Raw genomic sequence first — 15,475 nt, forward strand, 5'->3', positions numbered from 1 at the left:
CATTGATCCAATGGATGTAAAAAGGATGATTTCCGAAAAACCAGTTGCCGGACCGGGCCGCATGCCATACGATAAGGAAATATGAAAGTACGACGATTGTCAGAGGCCGGAGGACAGACTATGAATCACAGCCGCATCTGGTTCAGCATGCTGTTGATCGGAGTTGCCGCTCAATGTCAACAAGCCCAGGCTCAGGTACTCAGAATCCAACAACCTATCGTACAACAATTTTCAGCAGACACAACGCTGAGTGTTCCCGATCGGGGCAGCGCACTGATCGGCGGTTTCAGTTCCGGAGCCATCCGCTCCCGGCAGACCGGCCCCTTTCGGCGGGGATCAAACTATGGTCATGCTTTCCAGAGTTCGACCAGCAGTGTCAGCGTTTACATACATGACTTTGAAGCCATGGACCGCATGCTGTTGAACTCGGCTCCAGCCGCGCTGCGCCACAATAGTGGAATTCCGAGTCGCGACCAGCATTGGAAACAGCAGTTGCTTGCACGACAAGCAGGCGTATCGACTCCCAGGCGTCTTTCCACTTCACGCACTGCAGCAGAAACCGCGCCACACTCGGCTGAGCAATTCGCGCAAACCAAGGCAGAACGCTTTTTCGAGTTAGGTCAGAAAGCAGAGCAAAAGCACGCGACTCCCAATATCGCCATCCTGCATTACAGAGTGGCAGAAAAGTATGGAAGCGCACGAGCCAAGGCAAGACTGCAGCAACTGACAACGCTCAAAGAAGAGTGAGGGCCAACCGAAAAAACTAAGCCGCCTCTTCCGATTCGTCTTCCGGAACGAACACGCGATTGGGGAGATGCACCTTGGCATAGCGTTCGCCCCGTGCATCATAAAAATAGACCATGTTGGAATCAGAGGCCCAGATTGCTCCCAGACGAACGCTTCGCGGACCATTGATCGAAAACTGCAGTCCACAGCTTCGTCCGCGTCTCTGCAGCGCCATTTCTGACATTGTAAACTGCTCTTCAAGCAGGTTTTCTTTTTCACAAAGCGTTTTGTGAATATATAGACGCAGTTCGTCGAGTGACTGGATTTTCTCTACACTGATGCTCATTCACTATCCCTCTCGCAAGAATCTTCGTTCACCTGTTTTTTCAGTGATTCCTTCTGTGCTGAAACACATCTGACTTTCACGAATCATCAGGTTGACCTCACGAGTATCGTCCAACCATTCAAGCATCTCTCACAAGAGTTGAGATGCCCTTCTCTTTGTTAAAATTTGAGAAGATTATGGATCCGATTTATTCGATACCCGCCAGAGCTATTTCGGGAAATTCGGACAGAACCCCAAAATTGGACTGATGAAACCGGGTTGAAGAGTCATGCAGACAGACACCAGGTGCGACTGAGAACAGCATTCTTGTAACTTACCTTTTAACTAATCCGAACAGTTTCTGCACTTTGAGATCTGAGTGTGCCACAAGCGATCAGGCAGTGGAGACGTTTTTTCTGTGCAACACGGAAATTCGTGATATCCCCTAAATTTACCGAAGATAAAATAGTTTGTATGATGAGTCATTAACAACGCTGTAAAATTTACTTTTGTTCACAATTGGCTCAACAAAAACATCTGAATAGAGGACTTCCTGAAGTGCCTGTCATCACCGCTGAATCGTTGCAAAAATTTACTGAATCGCTCCTGTTAAACGGAGGCGCAAACGAAGAAGAAGCCCGCATCGTCTCCCATAGCCTCGTCGATGCCAACCTGCTGGGACACGATTCGCACGGCGTCATGCGTCTCCCCTTCTATCTGGGACGTGTGAAAGAGGGCATCCTCAAAGCGGGTGAGACTCTGCAAATCCTGAATGAAACTCCGGCGGCGATTACGGGCGACGGTTGCTGGGGATTTGGACAGACCGTGATGCACGATCTGATGAATCGCCTGATCGAAAAAGCCGGTAACGTCGGTGTTGCCTGCGGAACGCTGAAACGTGCCTCACACATCGGCCGACTCGGTGAATACGCAGAAATGGCGGCTGCCCAGGGAATGGCTTCGATCATTTGTGCCAACACACATGGTTCAGCACCCCGCGTCGCCCCCGTCGGCGGAAAACGGCCTCGCCTCGGAACCAACCCGATCTGTATCGGAATGCCCGGCGGTGAACAGGGACCGTTTGTTCTGGACTTTGGAACCTCTGCGACCGCGGAAGGAAAAGTTCGCATCAAAAAAATTGCCGGCGAACAGGTACCCCCCGGCTTGATTCTCGACCCCGATGGAAACCCTACTACCGACCCCAACCAACTGTACGGCGATCCTCCAGGTACCATTCTTCCCATGGGCGGCGATCAGGCTTACAAAGGCTTCGGTCTTTCTTTCATGGTCGAAATGCTCTGCGGTGCCCTCTCGGGGGGACAATGTGCCTTCCCCGATCCGCCACCGCCACAAGGGAACTGTGTGTTCGTGATTGTCATCGATCCCAAGCACCTGGGTGGTCAGAATCATCTGCTGAATGAAATCACCAACCTGGAAAAATATGTCAGAAACGTTCCATTAAAAGAGGGGGTGACGGAAGTCTATCTTCCCGGCGACCCCGAAAAGAAAACAGCCGCATCTCGCAAAGAAACCGGCATTTCACTGGATGGTGGAAACTGGGACGCATTGACGAAACTCGCTGAGGAACTCGGAGTCCCCGTGCCCGAAGTCGCAGAATAATAGTATTGGTCTTCCATGACGCATGATCCTGATCGCAATCAGAATGACTCTGCCAGCGATCAGGATGCGCGCCTCTATGTTCCCATCAATGATGCAGAAAATATTAACGTCGCCGTCAAAACATCGTCATCCAAGGAGTACTGCTTTTCCAAATTTCCGGGGCAGGACCACTTTCATCTGTTAATGCATGGCGAAATCTATGTCACGAACGGGCATGACATGTTTTGCGTGGAATGTGCTATCCGACACGGCTTACTCACCAGAGATCGCCTGAACTGGCAACACCAACAGCGGTAAATCGAAGCAATGATCGTCTCTGCCCGTCAGGCATTCACAGGCAGGATTGTCGTGGCTTTCAGATAGTCGTCCGACACGCCTTCAAGATCGGAATCATGCTGCACCAGATGTTCTGCCTCCGACCACCAGACAGAAGCCTGTTCCTGGGTCCATGATTTGATCTCTAACTGGTTCAGAGCACGACTCAATTCTTCAGCTGATTGAAAACGATCTTCCGGCTTCTTTTCCAGACATTTCAAAATGATGGCTTCCAGTTCGGCTGAAATCCGGGGATTGATTGACGACGGCGGAACCACCGGCTGACTGGCATGTGCGAACATGACCTTGATTGCATTTTCGCCTTCAAAGACCGGTTTTCCCGTCAGCAGGTAATAGACGCTCGCCCCTAACGAATAAATATCAGAACGCGTATCCGGCTTTTCATCGCCCGTCACAACCTCCGGGCTGGTATAGAGCGGCGAACCGACCACGGCCCCTTCCATTGTCAGATTCAGAGAAGGATTCTCCGATCGACTGCTGTTATCTTTCACCAGACCGAAATCGAGCAACTTGGCAACATCGTACAGACCGCCCCGCTCCGCCGAGAAGATATTGCCCGGCTTGATATCACGGTGAATCAACCCTTTGTGGTGTGCTTCCGCCAGTGCCGAGCAGACCTGCTTCAGCAGATACACAACCCGCTCCGGAGGCAACGCCCCAAAACGCTCGACAATCTCCTGCAGGTTGAGCCCCGGCAGGAACTCCATCACATAGTAAAACGTTCCTTCTTCTGTATGACCGTAATCGTAGATTTCGATTGTATTGGGATGGGTTAAACCAGCGGTGGCCTGAACTTCACTCTCAAACCGCAGCAGCACATTGCTGTCATCGACCTTATCACGGCGTATCAGTTTAATCGCACAAGGTCGCTTCAGCAGACGATGCTCAGCCAGATAGACTTCGCCCATACCGCCACTACCCACCTGTTTGCGCAGCGTATACATGCCGATGCTTTTGGCATCGAATGCTTCACGCCGGAGGCTCCCCACACGATACGATCCATAAATGGCTGTACTACCGGCAATCAGCAGCAAGATGATCATTTCCGATAAGCCGCCCGTATAAAGCACCTCAGAAACCTGTGGTACCTGCATCCCCGTCATCACGGCCCCGGCAATCGGGCTGATGACCATCAGACTCACAACAGAAATGACACCCCGTAAGGAATTCGGGATAAAGAATCCGTACGTGTAAATCAAAATCACCCAGGGAAACACGGTTCGGAGCGGAAAGGCAAATGCAACTTTCCCCAGCAACACGGGATCACAGGCACATATTTCACCGAAATGCCACCAGATAAAGAACGCCGCTGGTGCGCCAAAAGTAATCGCTTCGCAGATCCGTAAACGGACGATACACAGGCAGGATCGCAACCAGAGCCAACCGGTAACAGCAAACAGAATTCCTGTCAAAAGAGAATCGAGAACCAGCGTCTTCTCGCCGTGGGGAGTGTTAAATTCATCCAACCACAACCCGCGTAGTAAAAATGCCAGCGATGCCAGAGCCAGGAACAGAGACGCCATGCGCAGACGGCTGTGCAGAAGTACTCGTCCCTGTTCTTGAAACATGCCGGAACCACGCGAAACCACGCCGGCATGCGGACAGAATTTGCCGGCTTCCTTGATAATCTCTCGCGGATGCAAAGCAGACCTTGTTTTGTGGTCCGCTGATGAAGGGGCCTCTTGTTTTGAACTCATCCTCAAAGTTCCCAGCCATGATCGATTTTTAGTTAGGCAACTCTCTGATCAGATTCTGCGAGAAATTTGCTCACTCAACATCGACCATTTTTGACCCGCTTGCGGTCATCGAAGATCACTCACAAGTAGAATCATAGCCGTTGTTTAAAACCCTCATAACAACTGATCGTAAAGCACAGCATTTTGGCCCCATTATACGGCACAGGAGCAACGAATTATAGTACCTTTTCTCCGTGTCAGGCAAATAAGTCTTCCCCACCGTAAACTGCTATAGTAAGAGTACTTAAGTTAATCAGATTTTTTCTGATAACACTCTCCCAGGTGAACCATCATCTCCAACGCCAGTAAGTCAGCGCGAGACATCACATGTCGCGAACTGCGATTCCCCAACCCCCGTACAATGACTTCAACGCATTGGAGATGAAATTCCAGAACGTGGCGCGGGGGCAGATTGGCTGCAGAGAGCAACTCCGCAATTTGCAGAATTTCTTCTTTGAGACTCCCCGATCCCATAATCACATAGGTTCGCAGCAATTCGTGATAGTAATCCTGAACCTCTTGCGGAATCGGAAATTCAACCGATGTCGCCTCGGAATCCATGGGATGCTGACTCTCCCCTGACAGCAAGTCAGATTCAGACTCATCCACTTCGCTCGGATAAGTGAGCGTCTGCAATTCTTCCACCATCGAACGTTGCTGATTCAACAACCGTTCTGCTTCATCCCGTTCCCGAACCAGGCGTCGATGATTGTCGACCTGTAACCGGTGATTTTCTTCGTTCAACTCATGAGCCAGCATTGCCCGCTGCATCACGCCCAGTAGCGCCGGGGACTCCCACAGCGCCGGCGAGACTAAAACTTCGGCCTGATTTTCACAAGCCGCCAGTACAATCTGATCGTCGGGTGAAGCCAGCATCAGCACAACTGGTTCCTGACAGCCACTCATCCGAATCGCGTTTAGCAATTCCAGTCGACTCGCTTTGGTCTCTCCGTTCAGATGCAGCAACATACAGTCGAAGCTGTCATTTCGCAGGAGGGTCAATGCTTCTTCCGAAGTCGACACCCACTCTAATCGAGGCTCCGAACAACCGATGGCATCCAGTCGCAAAGCCAGGCTGACCCAGACGGGTCTCTGCGCGCTGACAAACAGTACTTTCAGACGCGGGGGAATTAATGGCCTTTGCGATGAACGCAAATGAGTTTCGTGTGCATCGCTGTCAGCGAGATCCAGATCGGCAGTGTCTCGGGACTTCATCTGTCTTTCTGCATTTTCTGCGAAAGCAGGAGTCGCTGCCTGATTGATCTTGTCATGCTTCACGCTCATATCCGAACCTGTATAATCTCAGGACTATAAAGGGTCTCAATCAGAACTGTCAATACGAGGTCGATTTCACAACCTGTCTTCCAGGCAAACAAAGTGAATCAGCCGTTCTAAAATACCAGCGTTTCCGCGTTGAACACGGGACCTTCCACACAAGTCCGACGGTAATCCCATTCCTCATCGCTGATCCGCACTTTGGCCACACAACTGAAACAGGCACCAAAGCCGCACGCCATCGGCGTTTCCAGCGACAACCAGCAGGGAATCTTTGCTTTCAGTGCCAACTTGCTGACTGCTTCCATCATCGGTTCCGGACCACAGCAGAAAATCGTCGCAGGCGGCGAGGAACTATCAATGCGTTGCTGCAGCAAATCGGTCACATAACCATGGTGACCGAAAGAGCCATCATCCGTCGCCACGTCGATGTCCAGTCCATCCAGACGAAAATCATCCAGCCCTGCCAGATATTCTTTTGATCGCGCGCCGTAGAGCAAACTGACTTGATCCGGGAATGTGTCCAGAGTCCGACGCGGCTGACCATACTTTCGTTGCTGCAATGCTTCGCGTGCGGTCGCCAGAAAGGGAGTTTGACCGATGCCGCCTGCCACCATGACCAGTGAACCACTTCCCGGCTGCGGAAACCCGTTACCCAGCGGGCCCCAGACTTCGACCTGATCTCCCGGCTGCCAGTGCGTCATTCGTGAGGTTAATTTGCCGACAACCACATAACCAAAGTCGAAACCGACGGGCGTTCCCGAATCATCGAGGTAGGTATCGTAGAGTGCAAATGGACGTCCGAGCAACGGGTCATTCACTCCGGGCTCCCGCACCATAAAGAACTGTCCGGGCAGAATGACATCTGAGATCGGGGGACATTCCAGACGCAAGCGATACGTGTCGCGTGCCATTTGTTCCTGTTCGACCACGGTCGCAGAGAGATATTGTGGCGTAGCACAATCACTGAATTCCGAGGCTGTTGTCATTTCCGCTTTCCTTGTCGCGTTCGTTGCCCTTGAACGTCACCAATAATTCGACGTCCTGTTGTCTTCTGACCTGATGAAGCGGGTCCCTGTTTTTTGCCGGCTCCTGCAGGCTTTTTATCGTAGGGTTTCCGACCGACGGGCTTGCCGTCAGCGGGTTTTCTGTCTGATGTTTTTTTGCCAGCCTGACCGCGGGAACTTCGAGATTTCCCGTGCGATACATTTTTTCGACCTTTGCGATGACGAATCGTGGGGGAATGTTTTTCATTCAGCATCTCCCGCAATTTTTTCAATTCCCAGTCCGTCAAACGCCGGTATTCACCCGTTTTAAGTTTGCCAAGATTGAGTGGCCCAAATCGCACGCGCATCAGTTGAATCACTTTATGACCAATGCGTGCCATCATCCGGCGAATTTCCCGGTTCTGACCTTCGTGCAGCGTCAGTTCCAGAAATGAGCTCTTCCCCTGCTTTTTCAGATATTTCAACCCGGAAACACGAAAGACGCCTTCTTTAAAACGGACCCCTTTGCGTAACTCGTCCAGTTTTTCGCGTGCCGGATTGCCTGCGACCTGCACCTGATAAGTTCGCGCCACCTTATAACGGGGATGCGCCAGTCTCTCTGCCAGTGCACCGTCATTCGTGACCAGAATTAAGCCTTCACTGTTTTCATCCAACCGCCCAACAGTAAACAGCCGCTGGCCATCATTGGGAAACAGATCAACGACTCTTCTGCGACCCGCCGGATCATTGTTTGTGCAGAGAAATCCCGTCGGTTTATTCAACAGATAGTAGCGGCGTGGCTGAAGACGCACCCGCTCGCCATCCACACAAATCACCTGTGTCTCCGGATCGACCTTCGCTCCTAATTCGGTCACGGGATCGCCATCGACGGTCACCCGACCTGTTTCAATGTACTCTTCACAATGACGGCGGGAGCCCAGGCCGGTCGCAGCAAGAAATTTCTGCAGACGGATTAATTCCGCATCGTTTGTAGCTTGATCCACATCGTTCGTGGGTTGATCCGCGTCGGAATCAGAGGGAGACGGTGTACGGGGACTCATGATATTTCAACTATGGAAAAACGCAAAAACGAACAAAAAAGGCTTCAAAGCCAGATTTTGTTATACCACAGCCAGAAGACGATACCAATTAGGAAGAACGGATTCTTTTCAGGGATCTCAAATGATTTCAGGAATTTCCGGTAATTCCAGATTTTGCTCTTCAATCACATCGCGCATCCGCTGCAGTGATCGAATTGTCAACTGCCTGACGCGTTCGGTACTGATGCCCAGGTCATCCGCAATCTCACGAAACTTTTCCGGTGCATCGGAGTGATACAATCCAAAACGCCGCTTCAAAATCAGCTGCTCGCGTTCATCCAGGGTGTGCAAGACCTGTTTCAGTACATATCGAATCGAATGGTGATACGATTCATGTGAACGGGGCGTCGAACGAAAATCACTTAACCCCATCGCCGCCGACTCAACACCGCTCACAAATGATTTCCGGTATTTCCGACCTTTTTTTGTCGCACGAAACAGAAAGTTGCGAATCGCCCATGTCCCATAAGTACTAAAGCGGTTGCCACGGTCGATGTCAAAAATTTCGACCGCCCGAATCAACGGCATTTGACCATCGCTTACGATATCCTCAAACGTATTCGCTCGATCGGTCAGACCTTTTGCAATAGAAACCACCAACCGTAAATTGGCTTGAATGATGTAATCCCGCAATCGATGCGCATCCTTCAGCTTCTGTTCGATTCGATCCAATAGCCCTACACAGGGAGACTTGAGATCGATCTGGTCTCTCAGCACAGACGCCCGGTATTTCAGATAATTCATGCCCTTGAATAAAATTACTTCCTGCTCTTTTTCCAGCAGAGGCACGGAATACAGGGGCGCATATTGCGCTGGAAATCCCTCTGTTTCGTCATCAACCTCCGGATTTAACTCAGAACAGAGCTGATGTAATGGCTGCAGAATCTGCTCGCCAGCGTCATCCTGATCGAAATGATCGCTGAAGACATATTCGATTTCGGCGGAGCAGATCTTCTCAGCGCGCTTCTGTAATTCCCGTGTGACACAATACTTTTTCATCCGGGCTGCTTTTTTAGCCGACAGCAACTCACACTGACAGGGCTTCGCTTGATTGGCAGTCAGCGCACGTGCTCCCAGTTCAGAAAAAGAACCTGACTCCGATGGATTACCTGCGATAGCACTATACATACATTTCAACTCTCAGAGATTGTTCTTATCAGGAAAAGGAATCTGAAAGACAGATACTCTCCCGCGTATCGTATGCGATCGTATCGTATAAAACAATTTTAACAGGCTTTATTGTTTAAATTCAGCAAGAAATATATAATAGACACTCTGAAGAGAAGTTAAACTGTCGTAGCAAAGATAGGATGATTTCCAAGTCATATAATTACCGCTGAAAACAGAGGATGTTTAGAGTAAATGCCGAATTGGGGGCGAATTGGAATCTACTCACGGATTCATGGTAAAAAAGCCGATTATGATCCCAGGGGAGACGTCCTCCCGGTCACTTCAAAACCAATATCAGAAGTACATTTTTCCACTATATCTCCCATCCCAAAACTCTGATCCTTCCTTTCCAACGTTTGCTAAGTCTATTAAAGAGTTTAGACCTGATGCTATCACTCGCAAAATAGACCGAAATCCGTTAGCATTCTCGTAATCGAGGTCTGTTTCGGTGTGCGTCACTCTGAATCAGATGTGGGATCACCTCAAAAAGAGTCAGTATAGTTCCCTTAACGACGATGCATTCCTAGAATAGTTTTATCACTCATCTGTGTGATTTCTTCCGGGCCGACTCTGGAGAGTTGTCTAAGAGAAGTTACGCTCATTGAACATACTTAGCAGGTTGAAAGAACCTTATCTCATGGCAGAACAAACAGTTACAGGTGCTGTGCCTGGAGTCGATCCAGCAGAACTTGAAGAATGGTTTGAATCACTGGACGATTTGATCATCCGGTATGGTAAGGAAAGAGTAAAAAACGTGTTAGCAATTTTGCAGGAACGCGCATACCGTCAGGGAGTGACGATGCCTTTCACTGCGAATACGCCTTACACCAATACAATTCCCCTCGATCAGCAAGCACCGTTTCCTGGTAACCGGGAAATTGAACGACGGATTAAAAGTATTATCCGCTGGAATGCCATGGCGATGGTTGTGCGTGCGAATAAAGATCACGATGGGATCGGCGGACACATTTCAACGTATGCATCTGCGGCGACACTCTGGGAAGTCGGCTTTAACCACTTCTTCCATTCTCGCACAGAAGATCACTCAGGTGATGTCGTTTATTTTCAGGGGCATGCTTCTCCCGGCGTTTATGCCCGTGCGTTTGTTGAAGGTCGATTGACAGAAGAAAATCTGGAACGCTTTCGCCAGGAACTGCCACGAGGCGGCGGACTCTCCTCTTACCCTCACCCCTGGTTGATGCCTGATTTCTGGCAGTTTCCCACGGTCTCCATGGGACTTGGCCCGATTATGTCCATTTACCATGCCCGCTTCCTGCGATACCTGCATAACCGCGGCATCATGGATACTTCCAAATCCAAAGTCTGGTGTTTTGTCGGCGATGGTGAAACAGACGAACCGGAAACACTGGGCGCCATCACGCTTGCCTCACGCGAGCATCTGGACAATCTGATTTTCGTGATTAACTGTAACCTGCAGCGTCTTGATGGCCCTGTGCGGGGTAACGGCAAGATCATTCAGGAACTCGAAGCCGCATTCCGTGGCGCAGGCTGGAACTGCTTGAAAGTCATCTGGGGCAGCGACTGGGATCACCTGCTGGCCGAGGATGATAATGGCGTCCTTGTGAAACGCATGGGTGAAATCGTCGATGGTCAGTATCAGAAATATGTTGTAGAACCCGGTTCTTACATCCGGGAACACTTCTTCGGCGACAACCCGGAACTGGCAAAAATGGCAGAACACCTTTCTGATGATCAGATCAAACGCATGGGACGCGGCGGTCATGATCCGGAAAAAGTCTACGCCGCCTTTAATTCCGCTGTGAATCACACAGGATCACCGACGGTCATTCTGGCCAAAACAATCAAAGGTTATGGTCTCGGTGAAGCTGGCGAAGGTCGCAACGTCGCCCACAACGTGAAAAAAGCCAACGAAGAAGAGCTACGAGATTTCCGCTCTCGCTTCGGCATTCCCATTCGCGATGAAGATGTCAAAGACACGCCGTTTTACAAGCCTGAAGAAAACAGTCCCGAAATGCAGTACTTGCAGAAAAAGCGGGAAGAACTCGGCGGCTACCTCCCCAAACGAACGCCGACCGAAGAACGTCTGGAAACGCCCACGCTGGAATCGCTTGAGAAATTCATGAACAGCATGGCCGGCAAAAAAGGTTCGACCACGGGTGCCTTCGGAATTCTGCTGGGTAACCTTCTCCGCGATAAAGTTATCGGCAAACGCATCGTGCCCATCATTCCCGACGAAGCCCGCACCTTCGGGATGGAAGGCCTGTTCAAACAATGCGGAATTTACGCCAGCCAGGGGCAGCTCTATGAACCGGTTGACCGTGACCAGTTGATGTATTACCGCGAAGCCAAAGACGGCCAGATTCTGGAAGAAGGCATCAACGAAGCAGGTGCCATTTCATCCTTCATCGCTGCCGGAACCGCTTACTCGAACCAGGGCGTGAACATGATTCCGTTCTACGTCTATTACTCGATGTTTGGTTTCCAACGCGTCGGTGATCTGGTCTGGGCCGCCGCTGATTCACGAACCAAAGGCTTCCTGGTCGGGGGGACTTCGGGTCGAACCACACTCAACGGCGAAGGACTCCAGCATCAGGACGGACACAGCCATCTGATGGCATCCACCGTCCCCACGCTCCTGGCATACGATCCTGCTTACGCCTATGAACTAGCAGTGATCATTCAGGAAGGGATGCGTCGCATGTATCAGGAAGGCGAAGAGATCTTCTATTATCTCTCCGTCTACAACGAAAACTACGAAATGGCTCCCATGCCGGAAGGCGATCATATCGTCGAAGGCATTATCAACGGGATCTATAAATTCCAATCACAGGATGTGGAAAAACCGGCCGTTTCCCTGCGTCCGCAACTGTTTGGCAGTGGTCCCATCCTGCGAGAAGTACTCCGCGCTCAAGAGATGCTGGCAGAGAAATTCAGCATCGCCAGCGACGTCTGGAGTGTCACCAGCTATAACCAGCTGGCCCGAAACATCAAAGATGTCGAACGCGAAAACCGTCTGCATCCTGATGCTGAGCCTCAGAAATCGTTCCTCGAAACGACCTTCGAAGGCGTTCAGGGGCCCTTCATCGCTTCCAGCGATAACATCAAACTGGTTGCCGATCAGGTCCGCGAAGGAATTCCCGGAAACTACTGTGTACTCGGAACCGATGGGTTCGGCCGTAGTGAGACGCGCGAATCACTGCGACGTCACTTCGAAATCGACGCGGAAAATGTTGTCGTCGCAACCCTGGTCTCTCTGGCTGAAGAAGGTCAGTTCGACAAAACAAAGCTGCCCGCCATCATTAAAGAACTTGGAATTGATCCGGACAAAGTCAATCCCCGGCTCGCATAACAGGCAGTAGTAAAGAAAATCAAAAGCAATATTAACGGATAGAACGACAAAACTATGGCTACTGAATTTAAACTTCCCGAAGTAAGTGAAGGTGTCGAAACGGCGGATGTCGGGCAAATCTCTGTCGCGGTAGGTGATACCGTGGAAGAGGGTCAGGTCCTGATGGACATCGAAACGGACAAAGCGGTTGTCCAGCTCGAATCTCCCTATAGTGGAACCATCGCCGCCCTGAATGTTTCTGAAGGCGACTCCGTTCCCATTGGCGCAGTTTTGCTTTCAATTGAACAATCGAATGGTGCCCCTGCAGCAGCCGCACCTGAAACCAAGCCAACAGAAGAACCGGCAGCGGAAGAAACCAAAGCACCCGAAACAGAAACAGCAGCAACTCCGGAACCTAAACCGGAAACCGCACCTGCTGTTGCTCCGGCAGCCAAACCGGCCGCGGCTCCTGCCGCAGGTACTTCCGATAAAGCACCTGCTCCGGCTGGACCGGCCACGCGAAAACTGGCCCGTAAACTGGGAGTCGACCTGCATCAGGTTGGTGGCTCAGGCCCTGGCGGCCGGATCACTCAGGAAGATGTCGAAAACTTCGTCAAAAACCTGATCGCCGGTGGTGGCACTTCTGGCGGTGGCGGTGGAATTGCCGTTCCCCCTCTGCCTGACTTCAGTCAGTTCGGCGAAGTTGAACGCACGAAAATGAAAAAGCTCGCGCGGGTTTCTGCCAATAACCTCAGCTTGTCCTGGCAGGTTGTGCCGCACGTCACACAGCACGATCTGGCAGACATTACGGACCTGGAAACAGCACGCAAACTGTTCATTTCCAAACCCAACTACTCTGGTCCCAAAGTGACCATGACGGCACTCGCAATGAAAGCCATTGCCATCGCCCTGCATGAGTTCCCTGTGTTTAACTCCAGCCTCGACACACAAACCGATGAAATCGTACTCAAAAAATTCATCAACATCGGTGTCGCCGTGGATACGGAAAATGGTCTGGTCGTCCCCGTCGTCAAAGATGTCGATAAGAAAAACATCATCACCATTGCCCAGGAAATGAACACGCTGGCCATCAAAGCCCGTGACCGTAAACTGGAAATGAGTGATATGCAGGGCGGCACCTTTACCATCACCAACCTCGGCGGACTCGGGGGCACCTCATTCACACCCATCGTGAACTACCCGGAAGTCGCCATCCTGGGGATGTCCCGTTCCCGGAATGAATTCCAACTGGTGAATGACAGTCCCGTTCCCCGCCTGATGCTGCCACTGTCGCTCTCTTACGACCATCGGGTGATTAACGGTGCGGACGCGGCTCGCTTTATCGTACGCCTTTCCAGTTTACTCTCTGATCCATTCAATCTTCTGGTTGACTGCTAAAGACTAAAACTCGAATCGTATTAAAGCTTAAAACACAAACAGAAGGTGAATGCATATTATGTCTGGATCAGCAACCAGAGAAACGGATATTGTTGTCATCGGTGGCGGTCCCGGCGGTTACCCTGCCGCCTTTGATGCAGCCGACAAAGGCTTCAAAGTTATCATGGTCAACGACGACGTCGCTCCAGGCGGTGTCTGCCTGAACCGGGGCTGCATCCCCTCCAAGGCTTTGCTGCACGTTGCCAAACTGATCAACGAAACCAGAGAATCCGCCGCATGGGGTGTCACCTTTGAACCACCCAAAATTGATATCGACCAGTTACGCGAGTTCAAAAACAAAGTCGTCACCCAGTTAACCGGAGGCATCGGACAACTGGCAGGCGCCCGCAATGTTGAAATCGTCAAAGGCTTTGGTCGCTTTAAAGATTCCCATACTGTCGAAGTCAATAAACAGGATGGCACAACCGAAACCATCGGGTTCAAATACGCCATCGTCGCCACCGGTTCCTCACCCGCGGTTCCCCCCGCATTTGATCTGGATGATCCGCGGATTATGGATTCGACCGGCGCACTCGAACTGGCCGACATTCCGAAGAAGCTGCTCGTCGTCGGTGGCGGCTACATCGGTCTGGAAATGGGTAGTGTCTACGCGGCGCTCGGTTCCGAAGTCACCGTTGTCGAAATGACCGACGGCCTGCTTCCCGGTGCCGACCGCGATCTGGTTCGCCCTTTACAAAAGCGGCTCACCGAGAGCTTCGCCGCCATTCACTTGAAGACCAAAGTCGAAAAGCTGACACCCGACCCCAGCGGCGTCATCGCCGAACTGAGCGGCGAAGGAGTCGACCCCAAACAGACCTTCGACCGCGTGCTGATTTCCATTGGACGCCGCCCCAACAACAAAGGGATCGGCCTGGAAAATACCAAGCTCGAACTCGACGAACGCGGCTTTATCAAAAACGATTCCAACCAGCGCACCGCTGAGCCGCACATTTATGCCATCGGTGATATCGCCGGAGAACCGATGCTGGCACACAAAGCAACCCGGGAAGCAAAAGTCGCCGTCGAAACCATCGCCGGTGAGCCTGCTGAATTCGATAACATCGCCATTCCCGCCGTCGTATTCACCGATCCCGAATTGGCCTGGTGTGGCGTGACAGAAAAAGAAGCCAAAGATCAGGGACTCGAAGTCGAAATCACGCGATTCCCCTGGGCTGCCTCTGGTCGTGCACAAACATTGGCGCGCACGGAAGGGCTCACCAAAATGATCTTCGACAAGAAAACAGGACGCGTCCTGGGAGTCGGCATCGTTGGACCTGGTGCAGGCGAACTCATCGCCGAGGGTGTCATTGCTGTGGAAATGGCGGCAGTCGCCGGAGATGTGGCGGAAAGTATTCATGCACATCCAACGCTTTCAGAAACCCTGATGGAAGCAGCGGAAAGCTTTCATGGTCAGGCCACTCATATGTACAAACCCAAGCGAAAATAATACGATA

General features: G+C 51.4%; 12 protein-coding genes. 6 read left to right on the forward strand and 6 right to left on the reverse strand.

Translation table 11 applies throughout. The features are described 5' to 3' along the window. Positions 1 to 81 precede the first annotated feature (81 nt). Positions 82 to 747, forward strand: a complete 666-nt coding sequence (locus tag Enr17x_RS17435) for a hypothetical protein (protein WP_145310904.1) — start codon at positions 82 to 84, stop codon at positions 745 to 747. A 16-nt stretch (positions 748 to 763) separates the two neighbouring features. On the opposite strand, the gene Enr17x_RS17440 is transcribed toward Enr17x_RS17435, so the two are convergent. Beyond that, positions 764 to 1,072 carry a hypothetical protein gene (locus tag Enr17x_RS17440; RefSeq protein ID WP_145310906.1) on the reverse strand — a complete coding sequence of 103 codons (309 nt, stop codon included), beginning with the start codon at positions 1,070 to 1,072 and terminating at the stop codon, positions 764 to 766. A 537-nt stretch (positions 1,073 to 1,609) separates the two neighbouring features. On the opposite strand from Enr17x_RS17440, the gene Enr17x_RS17445 reads away from it, so the two are divergent. Together Enr17x_RS17445 and Enr17x_RS17450 are read left to right on the forward strand one after the other, a co-directional pair. Beyond that, positions 1,610 to 2,671 carry an Ldh family oxidoreductase gene (locus Enr17x_RS17445; protein ID WP_145310908.1) on the forward strand — a complete coding sequence of 354 codons (1,062 nt, stop codon included), beginning with the start codon at positions 1,610 to 1,612 and terminating at the stop codon, positions 2,669 to 2,671. A gap of 15 nt (positions 2,672 to 2,686) precedes the next feature. Then, positions 2,687 to 2,968 carry a hypothetical protein gene (locus Enr17x_RS17450; RefSeq protein WP_145310910.1) on the forward strand — a complete coding sequence of 94 codons (282 nt, stop codon included), beginning with the start codon at positions 2,687 to 2,689 and terminating at the stop codon, positions 2,966 to 2,968. 26 nt (positions 2,969 to 2,994) lie between these two features. Here Enr17x_RS17450 and Enr17x_RS17455 read toward each other — a convergent pair whose 3' ends face one another. The 5 genes from Enr17x_RS17455 to Enr17x_RS17475 all read right to left on the reverse strand — a co-directional run bounded on the left by Enr17x_RS17455 (position 2,995) and on the right by Enr17x_RS17475 (position 9,232). Continuing rightward, positions 2,995 to 4,704 carry a serine/threonine protein kinase gene (locus Enr17x_RS17455; protein ID WP_145310912.1) on the reverse strand — a complete coding sequence of 570 codons (1,710 nt, stop codon included), beginning with the start codon at positions 4,702 to 4,704 and terminating at the stop codon, positions 2,995 to 2,997. Between the two features lie 288 nt (positions 4,705 to 4,992). Next, on the reverse strand, positions 4,993 to 6,027 hold the full coding sequence (locus Enr17x_RS17460; protein ID WP_145310914.1) for a DNA-binding transcriptional response regulator: 1,035 nt from the start codon (positions 6,025 to 6,027) through the stop codon (positions 4,993 to 4,995). A gap of 107 nt (positions 6,028 to 6,134) precedes the next feature. Further along, on the reverse strand, positions 6,135 to 7,007 hold the full coding sequence (locus Enr17x_RS17465) for a dihydroorotate dehydrogenase electron transfer subunit (RefSeq protein WP_145310916.1): 873 nt from the start codon (positions 7,005 to 7,007) through the stop codon (positions 6,135 to 6,137). Continuing rightward, a complete protein-coding gene (locus Enr17x_RS17470; RefSeq protein ID WP_198000639.1) occupies positions 7,004 to 8,065 on the reverse strand; it encodes a pseudouridine synthase in 1,062 nt (353 codons plus the stop codon). The genes Enr17x_RS17465 and Enr17x_RS17470 overlap by 4 nt, the downstream gene beginning before the upstream one ends. Positions 8,066 to 8,182: 117 nt before the next feature. Further along, the gene (locus tag Enr17x_RS17475) at positions 8,183 to 9,232 is read right to left on the reverse strand and encodes a sigma-70 family RNA polymerase sigma factor (RefSeq protein ID WP_145310918.1); all 1,050 of its coding nucleotides are present in this window, start codon (positions 9,230 to 9,232) and stop codon (positions 8,183 to 8,185) included. 679 nt (positions 9,233 to 9,911) lie between these two features. Here Enr17x_RS17475 and aceE point away from each other — a divergent pair. From aceE to lpdA, 3 genes are read left to right on the forward strand one after another with little or no spacing between them, the layout of a single operon-like run. Continuing rightward, positions 9,912 to 12,605 carry a pyruvate dehydrogenase (acetyl-transferring), homodimeric type gene (aceE, locus tag Enr17x_RS17480; protein WP_145310920.1) on the forward strand — a complete coding sequence of 898 codons (2,694 nt, stop codon included), beginning with the start codon at positions 9,912 to 9,914 and terminating at the stop codon, positions 12,603 to 12,605. Between the two features lie 54 nt (positions 12,606 to 12,659). Next, entirely contained in the window at positions 12,660 to 13,982 is a 1,323-nt protein-coding gene (locus tag Enr17x_RS17485) for a 2-oxo acid dehydrogenase subunit E2 (RefSeq protein ID WP_145310922.1), read from the forward strand. A 58-nt stretch (positions 13,983 to 14,040) separates the two neighbouring features. Then, positions 14,041 to 15,468, forward strand: coding sequence for a dihydrolipoyl dehydrogenase (lpdA, locus tag Enr17x_RS17490; protein WP_145310924.1), 1,428 nt, complete (start codon positions 14,041 to 14,043; stop codon positions 15,466 to 15,468). The last annotated feature ends 7 nt before the right edge of the window (positions 15,469 to 15,475 follow it).

It is taken from the genome of Gimesia fumaroli, from assembly GCF_007754425.1.
Taxonomy (GTDB): domain Bacteria; phylum Planctomycetota; class Planctomycetia; order Planctomycetales; family Planctomycetaceae; genus Gimesia; species Gimesia fumaroli.

Excerpts from the sequence above, each read along its gene's own strand:
- Enr17x_RS17435 (WP_145310904.1), top strand. The coding sequence starts at position 82 with ATGAAAGTACGACGATTGTCAGAGGCCGGAGGACAGACTATGAATCAC.
- Enr17x_RS17440 (WP_145310906.1), bottom strand. The coding sequence starts at position 1,072 with ATGAGCATCAGTGTAGAGAAAATCCAGTCACTCGACGAACTGCGTCTA.
- Enr17x_RS17450 (WP_145310910.1), top strand. The coding sequence starts at position 2,687 with ATGACGCATGATCCTGATCGCAATCAGAATGACTCTGCCAGCGATCAG.
- Enr17x_RS17455 (WP_145310912.1), bottom strand. The coding sequence starts at position 4,704 with ATGAGTTCAAAACAAGAGGCCCCTTCATCAGCGGACCACAAAACAAGG.
- Enr17x_RS17460 (WP_145310914.1), bottom strand. The coding sequence starts at position 6,027 with ATGAGCGTGAAGCATGACAAGATCAATCAGGCAGCGACTCCTGCTTTC.
- Enr17x_RS17465 (WP_145310916.1), bottom strand. The coding sequence starts at position 7,007 with ATGACAACAGCCTCGGAATTCAGTGATTGTGCTACGCCACAATATCTC.
- Enr17x_RS17470 (WP_198000639.1), bottom strand. The coding sequence starts at position 8,065 with ATGAGTCCCCGTACACCGTCTCCCTCTGATTCCGACGCGGATCAACCC.
- Enr17x_RS17475 (WP_145310918.1), bottom strand. The coding sequence starts at position 9,232 with ATGTATAGTGCTATCGCAGGTAATCCATCGGAGTCAGGTTCTTTTTCT.
- aceE (WP_145310920.1), top strand. The coding sequence starts at position 9,912 with ATGGCAGAACAAACAGTTACAGGTGCTGTGCCTGGAGTCGATCCAGCA.
- Enr17x_RS17485 (WP_145310922.1), top strand. The coding sequence starts at position 12,660 with ATGGCTACTGAATTTAAACTTCCCGAAGTAAGTGAAGGTGTCGAAACG.
- lpdA (WP_145310924.1), top strand. The coding sequence starts at position 14,041 with ATGTCTGGATCAGCAACCAGAGAAACGGATATTGTTGTCATCGGTGGC.